This window comes from Ruegeria sp. CDSA221, from assembly GCF_059611825.1.
In genome coordinates, this window is the sequence record NZ_JBXWPK010000005.1 from 129020 (window position 1) to 149121 (window position 20102).

Here is a 20102-nt window from a genome sequence, read left to right on the forward strand (position 1 = left end):
GATTGACAGAAAATATTTTTCCACCACCATATAGCGCATGTTGATCAGAGACCGCATCGAAAACGCAGCCGATATGCTAACCAGCGGAGAGCGCAAACTTGCTGCAGCTATCCTGTCGGATTACCCATTTGCTGGCCTTTCCTCGATCCAGGAGCTGGCAAAACACGCCGAGGTGTCACCGCCTTCAATCTCACGGTTTGTTACCAAGATTGGACTTGATGGATATCAGGATTTCCAACGTGATCTTATCGCGGAATTGAAAGAAGGGCACCGCTCGCCTGTTCAACTCCACCAGACGGAACGGCCCGTTCATGGGGGATATCTGAAGGACTTTATTTCCAAATCGGCCAGCCAGATGGCCATGGCGGCTGATGCGATCACCGAAGATCAGTTTAACCAGATCTGCACCCTTCTGACCGACCCGAAACGCAGCGTTTACGTGCTGGGTGGCCGGATCAGCGATACGATCGCCAAGCATCTTTCGTTCCACCTGCGTCAGATCCGCAAGGATGTGTTTCATCTGCCTGATACGCCTGAAGGCTGGCCAGAATATCTGTTGCGGATGCGGCCCGGGGATATCCTTTATGCTGTTGATTTTCGCCGCTACCAACCGGCGCTGGAGCAGCTGTCGCTTGTTGCCTCACGCGATCGGAGTGCCCGTGTGATCCTGATGACGGACAAATGGATTTCACCGATTGCCAAACACGCCCATGAGGTCATGCCGGTGCCAATTGATAGCGGCACCTTGTGGGATACTTACTCGGCGGCTCTCTCGGTGACCGAGGCCATCGTGACGCGGATTGCCGAGGACAACTGGGAACAGACCCGAGACCGCATCAAGGCCTGGGATGCTTTGCGCTTTACTCAAGAGGAAAATGAAAAATGACCCTGCCGCTAATTTTTGCTGCCATATCCGATGTTGCCGGAAAGGTGCGCGGCAAAGCCTTTCCCGCTGATCAGTTGGAAAAACGGCTGGTGCGGGGGGTCGGCTGGACCCCTACCAATGTGCAGATCACCTGTTTCGACATAATCGCTGACAGCCCGTTCGGCGCGCTAGGTGATTTGCTTTTGATTCCCGATGCAAACGCAGAGGCCCGGGCGACATTTGGAGATGTGACCGAGCATTTCCTGATGGGCGATGTCGTCACGCTTGACGGGGATCCTTGGGCCTTTTGTACGCGCGCTATCCTCAAATCCGCGCTGAAGCGCCTGCATGATGTGGCGGGCATTCATCTGATCTCGGCGTTCGAGCACGAGTTTCAACTGAAAAGCCCACCGGCGGTGGAAAATCAGGGATACGGACGCGAAGGGTTCGAGATTCAGCGGAAGCTTTGCGAAGTGCTGATGGCGACACTCGCCGAAAACGGGCTTGAACCAGACAGTATCATGAAGGAATTCGGCCCCAATCAATACGAGGTCGTTATCGGCCCTGCCAAGGGTGTGCGCTCGGCAGATGAGGCGGTAATCCTGCGCGAGCTTACTCGCTCGGCAGCGCGTCATCTGGGTGAGGCCGCAACCTTTACGCCAATCCGCGATGTGGCGAGCGTCGGCAATGGCGTTCATATCCACATGAGCTTTGTCGACGATGCCGGCGAGCCGGTCACATTTGATGCAAGCGGCCCCTGCGGGATGTCCAGACTTACTGATGGGTTCGCTGCTGGCGTGCTAAAATACCTGCCTAACATTTTAGCGCTGACGGCACCGTCTGTCGTGTCATACGAACGCCTTACTCCGCACCGGTGGTCGGCTGCGTATAACAATCTCGGGTTCCGAGACCGCGAGGCCTCGTTGAGGGTCTGCCCTGTGACGGCAAAGGACCCCGCTTCAATCGCCAGACAATTCAACATTGAATACCGAGCGGCGGATGCAGCGGCGTCGCCTTACCTGGCTTTGGCCGCTGTTGTACATGCTGGTGTTCAGGGGATCGAAGATGGGCTGAAAGCGCCTGCGCCGACCGAGGAAGACCTGTCGCTTCTGTCAGCGGACGATCTCACGGCGCGTGGATTTGTGCGCCTGCCCGAAACGCTTGAGGCCGCCCTCGAGGCGTTTCAGGCGGATACGACAGTCACCGGTTGGTTTGGTCCAGATTTCGCGAGCGTCTACGCCGCCCATAAGGCTGCAGAAATCGACGCGGTAAAAGGCATGGACACAGCACAGAAATGCGCCGCGTATGAAGGAACATACTGATGAGCGCGCCCTCTGACAGAGCATTGGTTCCATTTGTCAGCGTCGAAAACATGCGGGCCCTGGTCCATAAGCATGGCCTACGGGACTGCCTTGCAGAATTGGCCAATATGATCGAAGCCGATTTCAAACGCTGGCCGGTATTTGACAAGACACCGCGCGTGGCGTCCCATTCTAAGGTCGGTGTTATTGAACTGATGCCAACCTCTGATGGTGTGGATCACACCTTCAAGTCCATGAACGGGCACCGATCGAACACCAAGGTCGGCCTGCAAACCCTAACCGCCGTTGGTGTGCTGGACTCTGTTGATACCGGCTATCCACAGCCCTTTTCTGAAATGACCCTTCTGACGGCGCTTCGCACGGTGGCAACATCGGCGATGGTGACGCGTATATTGGCCCCAAAATCAGCTAAAACCGCTGCGAGTATCGGCTACAGGATATTCTGATGCGCAATGACATTTCTGTAGAGTACCCAAAACAGACGCGCATCAAGGGCGATATCCAGCAACTCGACCCGGATCACGCGGTCAACGAACTGTGGCAGGTTCTAACCGGTTCTAAAAAGGGACGAACCTCCGAAGATCAGATCACGGTTTTTGATGGTGTTGGCTTTGTGGTCGAGGATTTCTCGGCCACGCGCTGGCTGCACCAAAAAGCGACTGACGACGCCCCAAGCGAAATGCTGGATCTGATTGCCGACCCGCACGATCCCAAGGTTCTGCTCGGTATGACAAGACGATACACACACCGTGCGGTCCAAGCTGCATGAATTTGTGTACTCATACCTTATTGGGGCCGAACGATCCTGCGCCGATTGACGTCGTTAATGCAGATAGCACGTCGGAGATCGTGCTGCTGTGTGAGCATGCAGGCAATGCGGTCCCCGAGATTCTTGGAGATTTGGGAGTCTCCCGCGACGTCATTGAAAGCCACCGCGGCTGGGACATTGGTGCCCAGGATGTAGCGCGCCAGTTGGCTGAACAGTTGAACGCGCCTCTCGTCGTCCAAAATTACTCACGGCTGGTATTTGACTGTAACCGTCCCCCTGACAGCCCCTTGGCGGTCCCTGCGATCAGCGACCAGGTTGAGGTGCCGGGGAACAGCGCGATCACCGAATTGAGCCGGGCCATGCGTGTCGATGAAATCTTTCGACCTATGGATGCAGAGTTGAATCGGCTCTTTGCCAACCGTCCGCGTCGTGCCGCGTTTTCGATCCATTCCTTTACACCGCATCTCGATGGCAAGGACCGGCCTTGGCAGGCAGGCTTTTTAAGCCGCAGTACAGGCGGTGCTGCCAAAGCATTGATGGCACATATCGCGCAGCTCCGCCCTGACATGACCTTTGCGTTGAACAAGCCCTATCAGATCGAAACTGAGGGCGATTGGTTTATTCCAGCGCATGCAGAACCCCGTGAGCTTGTGCATTGCCTGATTGAAATTCGAAACGATCAAATCCGCGAACAATCGCAAGTCGGGCTGTGGGCGGATCTGCTGGCAGACGCAATCCTTACAGCGGTAGGGGACATTCCCTCATGAGCATCGCCCCTCTTCATACACATCCCGGACGCTTGCGGGCGTCCAACTTGCTCCGGACGGCGGCGGCGGTTGCTGTGCTGCTGGCTGTGGTGCTTGGGCTGACGTTGATTTTTGGACGCACTGGCGAGCGGATTGCTGTACAGATGTGTGTCAATGTGGTCGCCGTAGTGGCCCTTGCGATTTATTGCGGCAACACGGGCATTGTGTCTTTCGGGCATGGCGCGTTTTTGGCGCTAGGCGCTTATCTGTCAGGCATTCTCACCATGCCTGCTGCTCTTCAACGTTCTGCCCTACCGGATCTACCGTCATTTCTGGCAGGCCATGAAGTAACGATCTGGGTGTCGCTGCCGGTGGTCGCCCTTGCGGGACTTGCCTTTGCAGCTCTAACCGGAAGCGCCATCGCTCGGCTTGTGGGTGCGTCTGCCACGATTGCCACGCTTGGCCTGCTGATCATCGCCCATGGCGTGGCCATCGCCGCACGCGAAATCACACGCGGCAGCCAGACGTTTTACGGTGTGCCAAGGGTGACAGATCTGGTTCTGGCCCTCGGCGCGGCCACGGTCGCAATCCTGCTGGCCCGTTGGTATCGCGAAAGCCGTTTGGGCCTGTTTTCCCGCGCGGCCCGTGACGATGAGGATGCCGCAACAGCACTTGGCATCAATGCCCGACGCACAAGATTCATCGCTTGGTGTGCCTCTGGTTCCATGGCGACAGTCGCGGGTGCACTTTACGGGCATATGCTAGGGGCATTTTCACCCGCATCCTTCTACCTTGGGCTCGTCTTTGCGCAGGTGGTCATGATGATTGTCGGCGGAATGTCATCGGTTGGCGGCGCAGTGGTCGGGGTGATCGCGGTGACGCTGCTGCAGGACACTGTGCGCCAGTTCGAAGGCGGCTCAACTGTGCTTGGCGTCACCTTGCCCGAGGTCTTTGGCCTGACGACGATTGTCCTGGGGCTTGCCATCCTGCTGGTGATCTGGGCGCGACCTCAGGGTCTGGTCGGAGGCTTTGAACTTGGCCCTGGCGCCGATGCAAATCTGCTCGGGCGCCTGAAGTCCCGAGTAACTCCTGCGCGCACGCCCGAGCCCGTCGTCCCAGCCACGCTGAAAGCATCAAACCTGTCAAAAAGTTTCGCAGGCGTCAAAGCCGTAAGAGACGTCAGTTTCGAAGCTCCGACTGGGCGCATCACTGGCCTGATTGGCCCCAACGGTGCTGGCAAGTCCACGCTTGTTAACTTGCTGACACGCGCCTATCAGGCGGACACCGGTTCTGCGCATATGGGCGAGGTTGACCTGACCCGTGTCGCGCATCACAAAGTGCCAGGCTTTGGTGTCTCGCGTAGCTTCCAGAACTTGCGCCTGTTCAGCGGTCTGACAGCCTATGAAAATGTTCTTGTTGCCGCTTTGGCCGCAGGTCACGACCGCAAGACTGCCGCGGCTATCACCCTGCGTGAACTGGATGCCTTTGATCTTGGGGAAGTCGCCGGGTATCGCGCCGACAGCCTGCCATATGGTGCCCGCAAGCGCCTGGAAATCGCCCGCGCTTTGGCACAAGACCCTAAGATTCTTTTACTGGATGAACCGGCCGCTGGCATGAATCCCGGCGAAACAGATGACCTGGCTGATCGGCTGATTAAGGTCGGCAAAACACGCGGCACCGGTGTCCTTCTGATCGATCATGACCTGAGGTTCGTGAACCGCCTGTCGGACTGGATCGTGGTGATGCACCAAGGTGGCGTCATCGCGCAAGGCACGCCTGAAGACGTGCGCGCAAATCCCAAAGTCATCGAGGCTTACATCGGCAAAGGGCGCACAGCCCAAAAAGCAGAAATTAGCGAAACCAACCGAAGTCAACCAACAGAGGTAGCAATAAAATGATACGTAATGCCCTTCTTCTTTCAACAGCAGTTATCACCGGCCTGGCTGGAACAGCGATGGCTGAGAGTTATAAAATCGGCGTAATGTCCGCGCAATCGGGCTATCTGGCCCCCTATGATGGACCCGCCTATGCCGGGTTCCAGTTCTGCATTGACGAAATGAACGCCAAGGGGGGCCTGAACGGCACAACACCGGTTGAGTTGATTGTGCGCGACACCCGGTCTGACATCGCCGAAGGCGTTAAAGTTGTACAGGAAATGATCGATGACGGCGCGCAGTTCATCGTGGCGTCAGCCGATGCCGATCCGACAATCGCCGCGGCCCAGATCACAGCGGCTGACAGCATCCCAACAATGACCTTTGCCGGAACAGCCCCGGTTCTGACGCAAGTCGGTGAACATGTCTTTGGCAGTTACCCCGCGGACAACCAGCAGGCCGCCGTACTGGCAGGCCACGCACGCGAGCAAGGGTTCGAACGTGTCTGGCTCGTGAAATCCCCAGACAGTGCCTACACATTGGGTGGGCCCGAGTACTTTGGCGAGGCCTTCACATCGCTTGGTGGCGCCGTTGTCGGAGAAAGCAACTATTCGCTGAACCAGCCGGACTTTTCTGCCATCGTGACGACCATCAAGAATGCGGATACCACCCCGGATGTGATCGTCACATGGGCGTGGGAGCCTGATTTCCCGGCCTTCATCCGTGCGCTGCGCGGTGCCGGGGTTGATACCCAGGTGATGGGAGGTGACGTACTCGATTCACCAACCGTACGCGGCCTTGGTGATGTCGTCACAGGCGTAGCGCATACATCTGGTGGCTTCCCAGACGAAGGCTCTGCCTATGCCGATTTCATCGCGCGGTTCTCTGCTGCAAAGGGGATCACGCCTGACAACAATTACTACGTCAATGGCTGCGATATTGCGCATATGATCGAGGATGCTGTCGCAGCGGCTGGCACGACAGACCCTGCTGCCGTGACTGCCGCAATGGCCGGCATTGAGAATGGTGAGGGTATCATGTCCAACTTCACTTTCGCGGGGACCGACCGGATGCCTCTGCGTGATGTTGTGGTCGCACGGATTACCGATGCAGGCGAAAAAGAGTTTGTCCTGCGCACCTCAGCTGATCCCGCAATCCTGCCACAGCCGTAAGGTCTGAACCCAATGGAAACAGCACTCGATATCCAAGGCTTGCACGTCCGCTATGGCCCAATCCGCGCGGTTCAGGGCATTGACCTGATCGTCCCCAAAGGCGGCATAACGGCGCTTTTAGGGGCCAATGGCGCAGGCAAGACAACGACGGTCATGGCCATCGCAGGTGCTTTGCCCCTGGTATCGGGCGCTGTTTCCCTTTTTGGCAAGGATATGACAGGGGCCACACCCGACGCCATTGTGCGGGCGGGTGTGGCCATCTCACCGGAAGGACGCCGCGTGTTTGCGCAGCTGACGGTCGAAGAAAATCTTATGCTGGCCGGATCAATTCTGGGCGACGAGACGCTCAGCGCCAAACGTTTGGCCGAGATGAAAGAGCGTTTCCCGATCCTGGGCGAACGCCGCCGTCAGATGGCGGGGCTTTTGTCGGGGGGCGAACAACAGATGCTGGCGGTGGGACGTGCCTTGATGAGCGGACCGCGCTTGCTGTTGCTGGACGAACCGTCGCTTGGCCTTGCGCCGCAGGTCGTGGATCAGATTTTCGACATCGTAGAAGAATTGAAAGCCGACGGTATTTCAGTGCTTCTGGTCGAGCAAAACGCGGCTCTTGCCCTGGACATTGCCGATCATGCTGTCGTGCTGGCGAATGGCGCTGTTGCCGCTGCCGGTGCACCGTCGGAACTAGCAAATGACGCGGTCTTGCAATCCGCATATCTGGCGGCTTGAGCGATGGATGTTCTTCTTCAACAAATGATCAACGCGCTTAGCCTTGGGGGAATTTATGCGATGCTGGCCCTGGGGCTGGCGATTGTGTTCTCTATTGTGCGATTGATCAATTTCGCGCATGGCGAAATCATGACGTTCGGGGGCTATGGCATCTTTCTGGCCATGAGCTTTGGCCTGCCGCCGATCGCCGCTCTTGTTGTCGGGCTTGGCGCTTCTGTGTTCATGGCCATGGCAATGGAGCGTACAGCGTTTCGCGCCATGCGCGGCGCGGATGTCGTTGCACTTTTGATCACATCTTTCGCGGTATCCGAGATCCTCAAAGTTCTGTTCCAGAACGGAATTTCCGCCAGACCCGTCCCGATCTCTTTTCCAGCGTCATGGTCTGGCACCTATCATATCGGCCAGACGACATTTGGCATTATCCCGACCGTATCAATCATCGTAACATTTTCAGCCCTTGCAGGCCTGACATTCGTGTTGCGGCGCACAACGATTGGCATGGCCATGCGCGCCGCTGCCGAAGATATCGAGATGCTCAAACTGCTGGGTATCAAGGCCAACCGGGTCGTTGCTGTGGCTTTTGCCCTGTCAGGGCTACTTGCGGGTTTTGCCGCTGTCATCTGGACGGCACAACGCGGGTCAGTGGATCCACTGATGGGATTTTTTCCCGTTCTCAAGGCCTTCATAGCGACCGTACTTGGGGGTTTGGGCAGCTTGGGCGGCGCTGTCCTTGGTGGGTTCATCGTCGGCGGGCTGGAGGTTCTGCTACAGGCTTTCCTGCCAGACAGTCTGGCCCCATACCGGGATGCAATGGTTCTGGCCTCAGTCATCTTGCTGCTGCTGTTGCGCCCGGATGGCCTCCTTCCAGCGGCGAATGCCAACAGATCGTAAGGAGCGGTGTTGGCGCAAAGTTCATCACTCGCTTGGATTGTTGCCCTCAGAGCGCGATGAAAGACAAAGAGTGTACAAATCGGATTCTGAGGAAATTGAATCTAACTTCCAAAATCAGACATTGGCGCAGCCGCAGCGGAATTGGGCTGCGCCGCACTGCCGTTCTTTGACCAGATACCGACAAAAGTCCGCAATAGATCAGAATTCCTCGATGTTACGGCCAATATTGCATGACTCGCTGGCTCGAAAATATCCTGGGAAGCTGTCGGCGGCTCAAAGTTGCGCGTCGTTCCACAAATTCCAGAGCGTCAGTGAGGTAAAGTTAGTCCTTCACAAGCGCTCCAAGGCCTGATGTTTTTCAGCTAGAAAGCTCAGTTCTGCACAGCTTGTCAGATCAAACATATGAGCCTCTGGATTTCGACTGGCCACGCCCGGTAGGTGCAGATCCAAAGATCGTATCGCGTCAATGCCTCGCCTGTTTCAAGGAACAAGATTGACAAGGACCAATGTTGCAGGGGCCCCTGTTATGAATGTTCTTCTGCAGCCGTGGCTGCCAACGCGCGGTTATAGGCCTTTAGCGCATCAATATGGTAGAGCGTACCGACTGGCGTCTCAGCTCCGTCATTACCGCTCACCACCACCGGTATGCAGAGGATTTCGTCTCGGTCGAAGAACGGCATCGCCGCCTCAAGCGTAGCGCTTGCTTGAACAAAAAGACCCTGATCAATCAAAACCTGTGCTTCTTCCCGGGTGATTGAACGTGCATCGCCAAGCGGTCGCATCACTGCGCCTGCGCGCAACATCGCCAGAAGATAGGCCTGTGGCCCCGCGGCCAGATGCACATTGCGCCGTTCCAGTTGGGTCAGGAAGAAGGATCGATCCACGAGGCGCGAAGCCAGCGCCGTGGACATTGAAACCGACACCATCACCGCCAGACCGATCTGCCAATCTCCGGTCAGTTCAAAGACAATCATCGTGGTCGAAATCGGGGCACCAAGCACGGCAGCGGCAACCGCGCCCATCCCGGCAAATGCATAAAGGGTATGGGTCCCCGATACATCGGGCAGCAAACCTGTTGCAATCAACCCGAATGCCAACCCGGTCAACGCGCCTATCATCAGCGAGGGTGAAAACACACCTCCACCCATACGGCCACCCATCGTGATCGCAACAGCCACAGTTTTGATGATTGCGAACAGAATGGCAGTTGTCAGAACCAGATCTCCGGCCAGAGCCCGGATCGTGGTTTCGTATCCAACGCCGATGATGTGGGGAAACCAGATCGCGATCAGCCCCAACATTGCGCCTGATACAGCAGGACGCAGCCATCCGGGCAAGGTAAGCCGGCTTTGAATGTGATTGCCAATATCTTCTGCAAAAAAGATCGACCGCATCAGAAGCAAGGCCACCAACCCGCAGATCAACCCAAGGATCAGAAACGCGGGCAGCTCGACATAGAATTGCAGTGATCCGGGCGTATCCAGAGTGAATTCGGTCACGTCGCCGTATTCCAGCCGGTTAATCACCGTCCCGGCGACCGAAGCGATAACGATGGGCGCAAAAGCATGCACCGCGAAATGGCGCAGCACCACCTCAAGCGCGAACAGAGCACCGGCAATGGGTGAGTTGAAACTGGCCGAAACCGCCGCCGCCACTGCACATCCCAGCAAATCACGCCCGGTAATTCCGTCGGCATGGATACGATTACTGACCCAGGTCGAGATCACGCCTGCCATATGCACAACCGGCCCTTCTCGACCCGTGGACCCACCTGTGCTGAGCGTAATCAGCGAGGAGAAAAAAGACGCGATACCCGCCTTGCCTTCGACCCGACCATCGGTGAGGGCAGCGCCTTCGATTACGTCGGCAACTGAACGCACGCGCCCGTCATCGGTATACCGGTGCAGGATGATGCCAACGATAAGACCGCCGATGATCGGTGTGATCAGGATCAGGAACCAGGGTAGCTTTTCCACATGGCTGTGCAGTAACGAGATATCCCCGGTGTCGTAGACATAGGCCTGCAATGCCTGAATTGCCTTACGAAATCCCAATGCCATAAAGCCTGCGGCAATCCCAATCGCCAGCGCGATGAACCAGAACTGGATTTGGCTGGGCCCGCGCCTGCGCATCACCCGCCACGCGTCCTTCATCGCGGCCAGAGCCTGGTTGAGCTGGTTGCGCAGAACGGTGCGGGTTGACTGGGTCATTTGCCCTCGGGGGATCAGAATACACCCCTTACTAAGCCACGGAGGGCACGGTTAAAAGCCGGATCGCGTGTCTGTGAGGGCCTATGCGTCCAGAAGAGCACGGGCAGCGGCGCGCGCTTCGTCCGTGATCGTATCACCCGCGACCATCCTGGCAATTTCGTCCACCCGGTCGGCCTGGGTCAATGGAACCACGGTCGACAGGGTTTGCCCGTCGGTCACATGTTTCTGAACACGCCAGTGATAGGCGGCACGGGCAGCGACCTGCGGCGAATGCGTCACGACCAATACCTGCCCGCCCTGTGCCAGCGATGCCAGACGCCTGCCGACGGCGTCCGCAGTCGCGCCGCCAACACCCCTGTCGATCTCATCAAAGATCATCGTGCGCACGCTGTCATCGCCGGTCAGACAGACCTTGAGCGCCAGCAAGAAGCGGCTCAGTTCACCGCCCGAGGCGATTTTGTTTAACGGTCCAGACGGTGCACCGGGGTTGGTGGCAACGGTGAACGCCACAGCATCCGCACCTTCGGGGCCGGGATCGGACGGGGTGATCTCGGTCTGGAACACAGCGCGTTCCATTTTCAGCGGTGCAAGCTCGGCCATCACAGCGGTGTCAAGTTCACCCGCTGCCCGTTGGCGCAGGCTACTGAGTGCTTCCGCAGCCTTGTGATAAACTGCCTGCGCAGTCTCAACCGCAAAGCGCCTGTCGGCCAGATCAGCGTCACCAGCATCCAAACGGTTCAGCCGCTCACGCAAGGTGTCCGCGAACCCGCCCAAGTCGTCCGGGGCAACGTCATGCTTTCGGGCCAACGCACGAATGGCGAAAAGCCGTTCCTCGACTGCCTCCAGTTCAACCGGATTGAAGTCCAGCGCCTGAAGACTGGCATTAACGCCATCTTGCGCCTCGCCCAATTCGACCAGTGCACGCCCCAGTGCGACAACAGGCTCTTCCAACTGCCCGCCTGCATTATCGGACACGCCTTCCAGCCAGCGCAGAGCATCAGACATCGCGCCCTCGGCCCCATCACTGCCAAGCAAGTCATAGGCACGGGCGACGTCATCGCGAATCCGCTCTGCCCCCTGCATCATGCGGCGCCTTGCATCCAGTTCGGCATCCTCGCCGGGCTGCGGATCAAGCTTATCAAGCTCAGTGACCGCATGGCGCAGAAATTCTTCCTCTGCCCGCATGGCAGCCAAGGCAGATTCGACCTCAGACAAAAGCTTGCGCGCGCGCGACATCTCGGACCATGCGGAGCGCACAGTGGCCAGTTGCCCCCCTGCCCCGGCAAAATCATCCAGCATCGCGCGGTGGCCACGTGGGTTCAGCAGGCCGCGATCATCGTGCTGGCCATGCAGTTCCACCAGGGTTTCCGACAAGGCCCGCAGCACCTCGCCCGAGCAACGCCGGTCATTGACCCATGCGGTTTTCCGACCCTCGGCTGTGTTCACGCGGCGCAGGATCAGCTCTTCGCCTCCGGGCAATCCGGCTTCGGCCAAAATCGCATGTGCGGGGTGGTTTTCGTGCAGCTCGAACTCGGCCACAACTTCGCCCTGAGCGGCCCCCTGACGCACCAGCTCTGCCCGCCCGCGCCAGCCCAGAACGAACCCAAGCGAATCCAGTAGGATCGACTTGCCCGCGCCGGTCTCGCCGGTCAACGCGTTCAATCCCGGCTGGAACGTCAGTTCCAACCGGTCGATGATCAGCATATCGCGGATATCAAGGGCGCGCAGCATCGGGTCTCAGCGTCCCACGCCTTTAGCCATGGCGATTACAACCACTGACCTTTGACGGTCTGGCGATAAATCGTGCTGAGCCAGTTGTTGCCGCGGCTTTTGAGTTTCAGCCCGCGAGAGGTCAGCAGCTTATAGCCAGCGTCATACCATTCCGAGGATTGGTAGTTGTAACCCAGAATTGCACCGGCCGATTGCGCCTCATCCACCAGACCCAACGAGAGATAGGCCTCGATCAGGCGATAGAGCGCTTCGGCGGTATGCGAGGTTGTCTGAAAATCCTCTACCACAACGCGGAACCGGTTGATCGCGGCAGTATAGTGATCCTGACGCAGATAATAACGTCCGATCTCCATTTCTTTGCCAGCCAGATGGTCAAAGGCCAGATCGAATTTCAGCACGGCGGAGGTGGCATATTCGCTGTCCGGATAGACCTCGATCACCGTGCGCAATGACTGAAGCGCCTGGAACGTCAGGCCCTGATCGCGGCCCACCTCGTCAATCTGGTCATAATAGCTGAGTGCCAACAGATATTGGGCATAGGCCGCATCTTCGTCGGTTGGATAGAAATCTATATAGCGCTGTGCCGCTGCACGGCTTTCTTCGTAATTCTCATCTGCATGGTACGAAAACGCCTGCATGATCAGCGCGCGCTTTGCCCAGTCAGAGTAAGGGTAAAGACGTTCAACCTCAGAGAAGTACCACGCCGCATCGTCGGAACGATTCTCCGACAGCTCAAATTCCCCACGCGTGAAAATCTGTTCGGGGGTGAACCCTTCTAGGTTCTGATTGCGGTCAGCGCCCCCGCTGTTGCACGCTGTCAAAACTGCTGTCAGAAGTACCGCCCCTGCGAATCTGACCGCCGCTTTGGTGCCTATCATTCCGCCAATCCTTGTCGTCTTGCTTAATGGGAATACCCCGGTTTGGGCCTTGGTCTAGCACATAAAATTCCAGTGCAAAACGCCTTAGTAGGCCCTTTGGCGGATTTGTCAGCAGAGTGGAACCAATCAGGCGACTTCGGGGATTTCGTCCCAGACCAGACCCTGTCCGGGCAGACGCGCGGCCTGTTCGGGGGTACACAGGATCGGACGCACAGCACCGGGCGTTTCAAACAGCTTGCGCAGAAGCGTGTTTGTCATCGCATGACCAGACTTGTCGCCGGTGAAATGACCCAGAATCGGTCCACCCGCCAAATACAAGTCACCCAGAGCATCTAGCATCTTGTGACGCACCGCCTCGTCTGCGTGGCGAAGGCCACCCGGGGTCAGAACTTCGTCGCCCTGAACGACCACAGCATTTTCAAGCGTGCCGCCAAGAGCCAAGCCGTTCTCGCGCATTGCTTCGACGTCGGTACGACGGCAGAATGTCCGGCAATCACTAAGCTCGCGTGCAAAAGAGCCATTGCACATATCCAGCGTCTTAGTCTGACGACCAATGGCGCTGTCTTCAAAATCGATATGAAAATCGATAATCAAACCGTCCGCAGGCGCAATCGAAGCACTGGCACCCTCACGGGTTGCGGTCACAGGTTTAAGAACCTCATAGGCCAGGACCGGGCTTGCCTGACGACGCACGCCTTTCAACATGATGCCACGAACGAATTCAATCGAAGACCCGTCCATGATCGGCACCTCGGGGCCATCAATCTCGATCAGCGCATTGTGGACACCGCATCCAGCCAAAGCTGCCATGATATGCTCGACGGTGGAAACCGTAACGCCCGCTTCATTGACCAGTCGGGTACAAAGCGGGGTACGATCGACCACATCGTAGATTGCAGGGATCAACGCATTGCCCAGCTCGATATCCGTCCGTTTGAACCAGATGCCGTGGCCAGCAGCAGCCGGCTTCAGGATCATCGTCGCAGGCTTACCGCTGTGCAGCCCCAGGCCTGTAAACGTGATCGGAGATTTGAGCGTATGTTGCAAGTGTGACCTCGGTGAGTGGCGTCCGACCTGTGATGGCCGTGTTGGCATTCAACTAAGGAAGCAGGTCAAAAGGCTCAACTCACTCTTTGCAACCGAATGAAACATGAATGTGACAGGTCGGCAAAACCCTGCTCACATAGGGATAATGCACTGTTTTAAAATAAGAAAGGGCCGCCAAATGGCAGCCCCTCTTTAGTATATTGTTACCGCGATCAGTTGGCTTGACGGCGAAGGAAGGCCGGTATTTCGATCCGATCCTGCTCCGGGTCGTCCTCGACATGTGCAGGTGCCGTAGCGTCAGATTGGCGCAATACCGGCTGCTGGCGGGCCGGTTGCTGCGCCGGAGTATCGGCTGCGTGGCCGGTCATGCGATCAATCAGGCGGTTAAAACCAAATCGCGGGCGGTCGGCATCCCCATGATTATCGGAGACCTCCTGCGGTCGAGGCGCAGGATGACCTCTTTCAGCCGGAGGTACATTCTGGACGGCTGCCTGCAAGCGCCTCAGCGCTTCAGGTGATGGCGATCCTGCGGGTGCTTGCGGCTGAGGTGCGACAAAGCTTTCTGGGGCGTATTCGACCGGCTCGGGAGTCGGCTCGAATTCGGCCACGCGCGGCTGATAAGCCGGGGGTGGCAGGCCGTCATCATCCTGTTCTGCGCGCGGTTGGAACTGCGGTTCCATCGGCTCTTCAGTTGCCTCAAACAGCGAAGGTTCACGCGTTGGTTCGGGCTGAGGTTCAGGTTCGGCGCTTGCCGCCACTGACATTTCTTCTAGGGCCGCTTCCTCTGCAGAAACCGAACGGGTCAGCGGTGCCGACATCGAACGACGCGCGACAGGCACATCATCCTGCTTTTCGCTGGCGTCGATACCTGTTGCCACAACCGAAACGCGCATGCCGCCTTCCATTGCGGTATCCAGCGTGGAGCCGACGATGATATTCGCCTCTGGGTCCACTTCCTCACGGATACGGTTTGCGGCTTCGTCCAGTTCGAACAGGGTCAGGTCGTGGCTGCCAGTGATGTTGATCAGAACGCCCTTGGCGCCCTTGAGGCTGATTTCGTCCAACAGCGGGTTGGCGATGGCCTTCTCGGCGGCCTGAACCGCGCGATCTTCGCCGGTGGCTTCGCCCGTGCCCATCATCGCCTTGCCCATCTCGTCCATAACGGCGCGAACATCCGCGAAGTCGAGGTTGATCAGGCCCGGACGCACCATCAGGTCGGTCACGCCTTTGACACCCTGATACAGAACGTCATCCGCCATCGAAAACGCCTCGGTAAACGTGGTCTTTTCGTTGGCCAGACGGAACAAGTTCTGGTTTGGAATGATGATCAGCGTGTCGACTACGCGCTGCAAGGCTTCAACACCGTCTTCGGCCTGACGCATCCGCTTGGCGCCTTCGAACTGGAAAGGCTTGGTCACAACACCGACGGTCAAAACACCCAATTCACGCGCTGCCTGCGCGATGATCGGTGCGGCACCCGTGCCGGTGCCACCACCCATACCGGCCGTGATGAAGCACATATGCGCGCCTGCCAGATGGTCTACAATCTGCTCGATGCTTTCTTCGGCCGCTGCCGCACCCACTGTCGGACGCGCGCCCGCACCCAGACCTTCGGTGACTTTCACGCCTAGTTGAACTCGTGACGAAGACTGGCTTTGCTGCAGCGCCTGGGCATCGGTGTTGGCAACGACAAAATCGACACCGTCCAACTGTTTTTCAATCATGTTGTTGACGGCGTTACCGCCCGCTCCGCCAACGCCAAAAACTGTAATCCGAGGCTTCAGCTCGTCGTGCCCGGGCATCGAAAGATTCAATGTCATGCTTCTGTCCGCCTGTTTATATAACCCGCCAACGCGGTGTTTTTCTTACCTATCCACTAACAATCCTACCGATCCAAACGGCAAACGTCACGCCAAAAATCGCGAAAATCCACAAAATATGGAGGAAATAAGGCACTTGAAAACAGTATTTGGCAGAGATTGCCAGATGTTGCGGAATTATCTCAAAGCACCACAAAACATGCGACGCTCGCGCCACTGTTGACGGGCGCGTCACTTGCAATTCATTCACATGTGTTTGCGGAAAACTGCTCAAGCCCTCTCGCAAGGCCTCTGACGGGCCCTGTGGATATCTTGCGGGATTTTGACAGCCCCTGCAAGATATTTCTTTAGCTAATTGGGGCACTTGGGCAGTTAAGACCTTTCTCAGAAATGTCCCTGACCTCTTGAATTTCTGTCCTGGAGAAACCGACCATTCGCACCATCAACTGGTCTTCATACAAAAACGGCCACCAGCAAACTGGCAGACCATCCTCGTCATCGTCGTACAGAAAGCAAATCTGCCCATTAGGAGTTGTAATTTTCCCGTACACACAACCCTTGCCCTCCATACGCCAGACCGAGAGAGTCGGGCTCAGGAACTCTTCGGTGCCGACCAGCATACCGCTGTTATAGACGTGAAACTTTACGGTCTTTCCTTGAACGGCCCCCAGGAAGGCTTCGGGTGTGATACGGGTCTGAGCCTCTATCGCTGACGGCACAGCCATGACCAGCGCCGCGATCGCGGCCTTACCAGTTGTCACGGAACCACCGCACAGCGCGCTTGAACGGGCGTGCGGAATAAGTGTCTACGGGGATTTCAAAATCCCACCATTCATCCTGTGGGTTGGCTGCAAACAGGCTTAGCCCCACAACCGAAGAGAACCCCGGCCCTGTGGCCGATTGCGGCAACCCATGGACCCGCAGCGGGCGACCAAGGCGAACACGCTGGCCCAGAATACGAGAGGCCAACCCGTCCAGCCCCATGATTTGGCTACCGCCTCCGGTCAGGACGATCTGCTGACTGGGCATGTGCTCAAAGCCAGCCGCATCCAGCCGTACACGCACTTCTTCCAGGATTTCTTCGACACGTGGACGCATGATACCTATCAACTCTGCCCGGCTGACGGTACGGCGGTCATGTTCCCAATCGCCGGTATCACCGCCAATGTCGATCAGGTCGCGGTCATCCGCGCCTGTCGCGTGAACGCCGCCATTGAATGTCTTGATCCGTTCGGCAACAGACGCCGGAACGCCCAGCCCCATCGAGATGTCACTGGTCACATGATCCCCACCCATGCGCACGCAATCGGCATAGATCATGTGTTTCTTCATGAATATTGACACGCTCGTGGTACCACCGCCCATGTCGATACAGGCCGCACCAAGTTCCTGTTCATCCTCAACCAGCGCCGAAATACCCGAGACATAGGCCGAATTTGCGATACCGGCCAATTCGAGATCGCAACGCTTGATACAGCGCACGATATTCTGGATTGCAACCGCGTCCACGGTCAGCATGTGCATATCGACGGCCAGCGATTGCCCCATCTGGCCCCTCGGGTCGATCAGGCCCGAGCGGTTATCCAGCGCGAAATTCACCGGCTGGGCATGCAGAACCTCGCGGCCCGCACCATAGTCGGGCACATCGCAGGCATTCAGAACCCGGCCGACCTCGGCCTCGGTGACAAGCTGGCCTTCCAGATCCACCTGCGCGTCCAAGCCATAGGACCGCGGGTTCGCGCCCGAGAAACAGGCGATCACATGGTCGACCCGGATATCCGCCATTTTCTGTGCGGCCTGAAGCGCGGTGCGAATGGCGCGCTCGGTCTCTTGCATTGCAGTGACTTCGCCAAACTGAACCCCACGCGATCGCGTGGTCGCGGCACCGATCACCCGAAACCCGGATTGTCCGGCCAGAGACCCGATGCCACTGTCCTCGTGCAAACGCCCGGCGCCGTCGAACCGCAGCACAAGGCAGGAAATCTTTGAGCTCCCGACATCCAGAATAGCGACAACGCCGCGTTGCATCGCCTGCCTGCGCATTTGCCGCATGGCCCGTTGGGACTGATAAAGATCGGTCATCATTGTCGTTACTGCCCACTACTCACATCTACTTTTGTATTCCACCAGTCTTCGCTGGCGGCTTTGGTCATTCGGATTGTCGGTCGCTGACCCAGGCGCATATCCACTACGGCCACATCGCGTTCCAGAAGATCCTGAACCTCGTTCACGGCCAACACGCGTTCCAATGCGCGCACTGGCCGTTCTGTCGGCAACATGATGCGCTGACCGCGATCCAGAACCAGATCCCAGCGACGTTCGCCAATTCGCACCAGACCGCGCACCCGATTGCCAAGACTGCTGGCTGTGGCCGTCAGTTGCAGCGCTTCGGGTACATAGGAATCCGCGCCCTCACCCGCGATCAGTGGCAGATTGGAGTGATCCTGCCGCGATGCGATGATTTCAACATGCGCGCCGGTTTCATCCAGCAATTCGACCCCTCGGCGGGTGCGCCAGACAATGGCGGGCTGCCGTTCGACAACATCCACCTGCAGGATACCTCCGGGACGGATGCGCACAGAGGCGGATTTAACCGGATCCAATCCTGTGATCGTTTCGCGCATCTGTTCGACATCCAGGTCCCAGGAACTGATTGGGAAGTCCAGTGGCACCACTTCACGAATGTCTTCCGAAAGGTTGGTTCCCGCCCCATCAATCGCCATCAGGTTGACCATGAATTCTGGTCGCTGCTGGATCGAGATTTTCACATCATGGACATGAGCCACAATCGCTTCGCGCCGGTCCTGAGAGCTGAAATACCCGCCAAGCGCAGCACACACAGCGAAGACCGGCAGCCCGTATTTCAGGCCACGGCGAACACCAGGCGTCAACATCCAGCGCTGCAACCGATAGCTTAGGCGGGACGGCGCCGGATCAAACGCCGATGACTTACGCCCCCAAAGTCGCCGCAGGCGGAACTTGGGTTCTACATTGTTGCGGTCCCCCGAAGCGAAATCGGCATCCGGACCGGCAAGTGGCTTTGACCGATGGATAACCGGCGCACGGGTGGCTGTCAGCGGTCGCATGATGCGTCCTCCACCATCCATGCGCAAAACTGGCCGAAGGTTATCCCGCAATGCGCGCCCTGTTCCGGAGCCAGTGACGTCGGCGTCATTCCTGGCTGGGTGTTGGTTTCCAGCAGGAACAAGCCCTCTGCGCCCTTGCTGTCATCCCACCGAAAATCTGTGCGGCTGACGCCTTTGCAACCCAGCAGATCATGCGCCTGTTTGGCAAAGCCCATACAAAGGTCAAAAATGTCCTGCGGGATTTCAGCAGGCAGCACATGCCACGACCCGCCCGGCTTGTACTTGGCATCGTAATCGTACCAGCCATCCGTCATGATTTCTGTCACGGTCAGGGCGCGGTCGCCCATGACTGTGACGGTCAACTCGCGGCCAGCCACATATTGTTCGACCATTACCAGTTCGGGCATGTCGTCTGCCAGTTTCGGTGGAGTATTGGCGCCCTCATGCACCAGATAAATGCCGACGCTGGAACCCTCATTGTTGGGCTTGACCACATAGGGCGGTTCCATCGTATGACGCGCGGCAACTTCGGATTTGGCCTCGATCACACTTTCGGCGACTGGCAGACCGGCGATACGGAACGCCGCTTTGCTGCGCTGCTTGTCCATGGCCAACGCCGAAGCCAGCACACCCGAATGGGTATAGGGAATACGCAACCACTCCAGCAGACCCTGCACGCAGCCATCCTCGCCCCAGCGACCATGCAGAGCGTTGAAGACCACATCCGGCTTGATATCCAAAAGGCGCGCATAGAGGTCCAGACCCGCGTCCAGTTCGACCACTTCAAAGCCTTCTCCCCTTAGGGCGGCTGCGCATTCGCGCCCAGAGCTGAGAGACACCTCACGTTCCGCCGAGGGTCCACCCATCAATACCGCCACTTTGGGGTTTGTCCTGCTCGAACTACCCACGTCGTGCGCCTCAAATCCTGCGGACCTTATGTGGTGGTCCGTCCTGCTTTATGCCTT

Annotated in this window: 16 protein-coding genes and 1 pseudogene; 8 read left to right on the forward strand and 9 right to left on the reverse strand. The window is 57.7% G+C overall.

Annotated features, from left to right (window positions below):
* Positions 1-37: 37 nt before the first annotated feature.
* From AC2FJ5_RS09590 to AC2FJ5_RS09625, 8 genes and pseudogenes are all read left to right on the forward strand, one after another.
* Complete coding sequence (locus tag AC2FJ5_RS09590) at positions 38-886, forward strand: MurR/RpiR family transcriptional regulator (protein ID WP_496793219.1); 849 nt, start codon at positions 38-40, stop codon at positions 884-886.
* Positions 883-2187 (forward strand): glutamine synthetase family protein, encoded by a 1305-nt coding sequence (locus AC2FJ5_RS09595; protein WP_496708784.1) that lies wholly within the window; start codon positions 883-885, stop codon positions 2185-2187. Before AC2FJ5_RS09590 ends, AC2FJ5_RS09595 begins: the two co-directional genes overlap by 4 nt.
* Positions 2187-2956: pseudogene (locus tag AC2FJ5_RS09600) on the forward strand (Rossmann-fold NAD(P)-binding domain-containing protein). Before AC2FJ5_RS09595 ends, AC2FJ5_RS09600 begins: the two are co-directional and overlap by 1 nt.
* Positions 2953-3723: an N-formylglutamate amidohydrolase gene (locus AC2FJ5_RS09605; protein ID WP_496793220.1), complete on the forward strand. Its 771-nt coding sequence runs from the start codon at positions 2953-2955 to the stop codon at positions 3721-3723. The pseudogene AC2FJ5_RS09600 and the gene AC2FJ5_RS09605 overlap by 4 nt, the downstream one beginning before the upstream one ends.
* The gene (locus AC2FJ5_RS09610; protein ID WP_496793222.1) at positions 3720-5600 is read left to right on the forward strand and encodes a branched-chain amino acid ABC transporter ATP-binding protein/permease; all 1881 of its coding nucleotides are present in this window, start codon (positions 3720-3722) and stop codon (positions 5598-5600) included. The genes AC2FJ5_RS09605 and AC2FJ5_RS09610 overlap by 4 nt, the downstream gene beginning before the upstream one ends.
* Positions 5597-6748 (forward strand): ABC transporter substrate-binding protein, encoded by a 1152-nt coding sequence (locus AC2FJ5_RS09615; RefSeq protein ID WP_142635012.1) that lies wholly within the window; start codon positions 5597-5599, stop codon positions 6746-6748. Before AC2FJ5_RS09610 ends, AC2FJ5_RS09615 begins: the two co-directional genes overlap by 4 nt.
* A 12-nt stretch (positions 6749-6760) precedes the next feature.
* Positions 6761-7474, forward strand: coding sequence for an ABC transporter ATP-binding protein (locus AC2FJ5_RS09620; protein WP_496793223.1), 714 nt, complete (start codon positions 6761-6763; stop codon positions 7472-7474).
* Positions 7475-7477: 3 nt separating this feature from the next.
* Positions 7478-8365 carry a branched-chain amino acid ABC transporter permease gene (locus AC2FJ5_RS09625; protein ID WP_496793224.1) on the forward strand — a complete coding sequence of 296 codons (888 nt, stop codon included), beginning with the start codon at positions 7478-7480 and terminating at the stop codon, positions 8363-8365.
* A gap of 524 nt (positions 8366-8889) precedes the next feature.
* Here the strand turns inward: AC2FJ5_RS09625 and AC2FJ5_RS09630 are convergent.
* The 9 genes from AC2FJ5_RS09630 to AC2FJ5_RS09670 form a co-directional block, all read right to left on the reverse strand.
* A complete protein-coding gene (locus AC2FJ5_RS09630; RefSeq protein WP_496793225.1) occupies positions 8890-10575 on the reverse strand; it encodes a chloride channel protein in 1686 nt (561 codons plus the stop codon).
* A gap of 81 nt (positions 10576-10656) precedes the next feature.
* Positions 10657-12306, reverse strand: coding sequence for a DNA repair protein RecN (recN, locus tag AC2FJ5_RS09635; protein WP_496793227.1), 1650 nt, complete (start codon positions 12304-12306; stop codon positions 10657-10659).
* 35 nt (positions 12307-12341) lie between these two features.
* On the reverse strand, positions 12342-13184 hold the full coding sequence (locus AC2FJ5_RS09640) for an outer membrane protein assembly factor BamD (protein ID WP_142635022.1): 843 nt from the start codon (positions 13182-13184) through the stop codon (positions 12342-12344).
* 126 nt (positions 13185-13310) lie between these two features.
* A complete protein-coding gene (gene lpxC / locus AC2FJ5_RS09645) occupies positions 13311-14231 on the reverse strand; it encodes a UDP-3-O-acyl-N-acetylglucosamine deacetylase (protein ID WP_185956629.1) in 921 nt (306 codons plus the stop codon).
* A gap of 212 nt (positions 14232-14443) precedes the next feature.
* Positions 14444-16051, reverse strand: a complete 1608-nt coding sequence (gene ftsZ / locus AC2FJ5_RS09650) for a cell division protein FtsZ (RefSeq protein ID WP_496677586.1) — start codon at positions 16049-16051, stop codon at positions 14444-14446.
* A gap of 347 nt (positions 16052-16398) precedes the next feature.
* Positions 16399-16812, reverse strand: a complete 414-nt coding sequence (locus AC2FJ5_RS09655; protein WP_496789560.1) for a hypothetical protein — start codon at positions 16810-16812, stop codon at positions 16399-16401.
* On the reverse strand, positions 16799-18133 hold the full coding sequence (ftsA, locus tag AC2FJ5_RS09660; RefSeq protein WP_281972769.1) for a cell division protein FtsA: 1335 nt from the start codon (positions 18131-18133) through the stop codon (positions 16799-16801). Before ftsA ends, AC2FJ5_RS09655 begins: the two co-directional genes overlap by 14 nt.
* 8 nt (positions 18134-18141) lie before the next feature.
* Positions 18142-19137, reverse strand: coding sequence for a cell division protein FtsQ/DivIB (locus AC2FJ5_RS09665; RefSeq protein ID WP_142635027.1), 996 nt, complete (start codon positions 19135-19137; stop codon positions 18142-18144).
* The gene (locus AC2FJ5_RS09670; RefSeq protein ID WP_496793228.1) at positions 19125-20003 is read right to left on the reverse strand and encodes a D-alanine--D-alanine ligase; all 879 of its coding nucleotides are present in this window, start codon (positions 20001-20003) and stop codon (positions 19125-19127) included. The genes AC2FJ5_RS09665 and AC2FJ5_RS09670 overlap by 13 nt, the downstream gene beginning before the upstream one ends.
* Between the last annotated feature and the right edge of the window lie 99 nt (positions 20004-20102).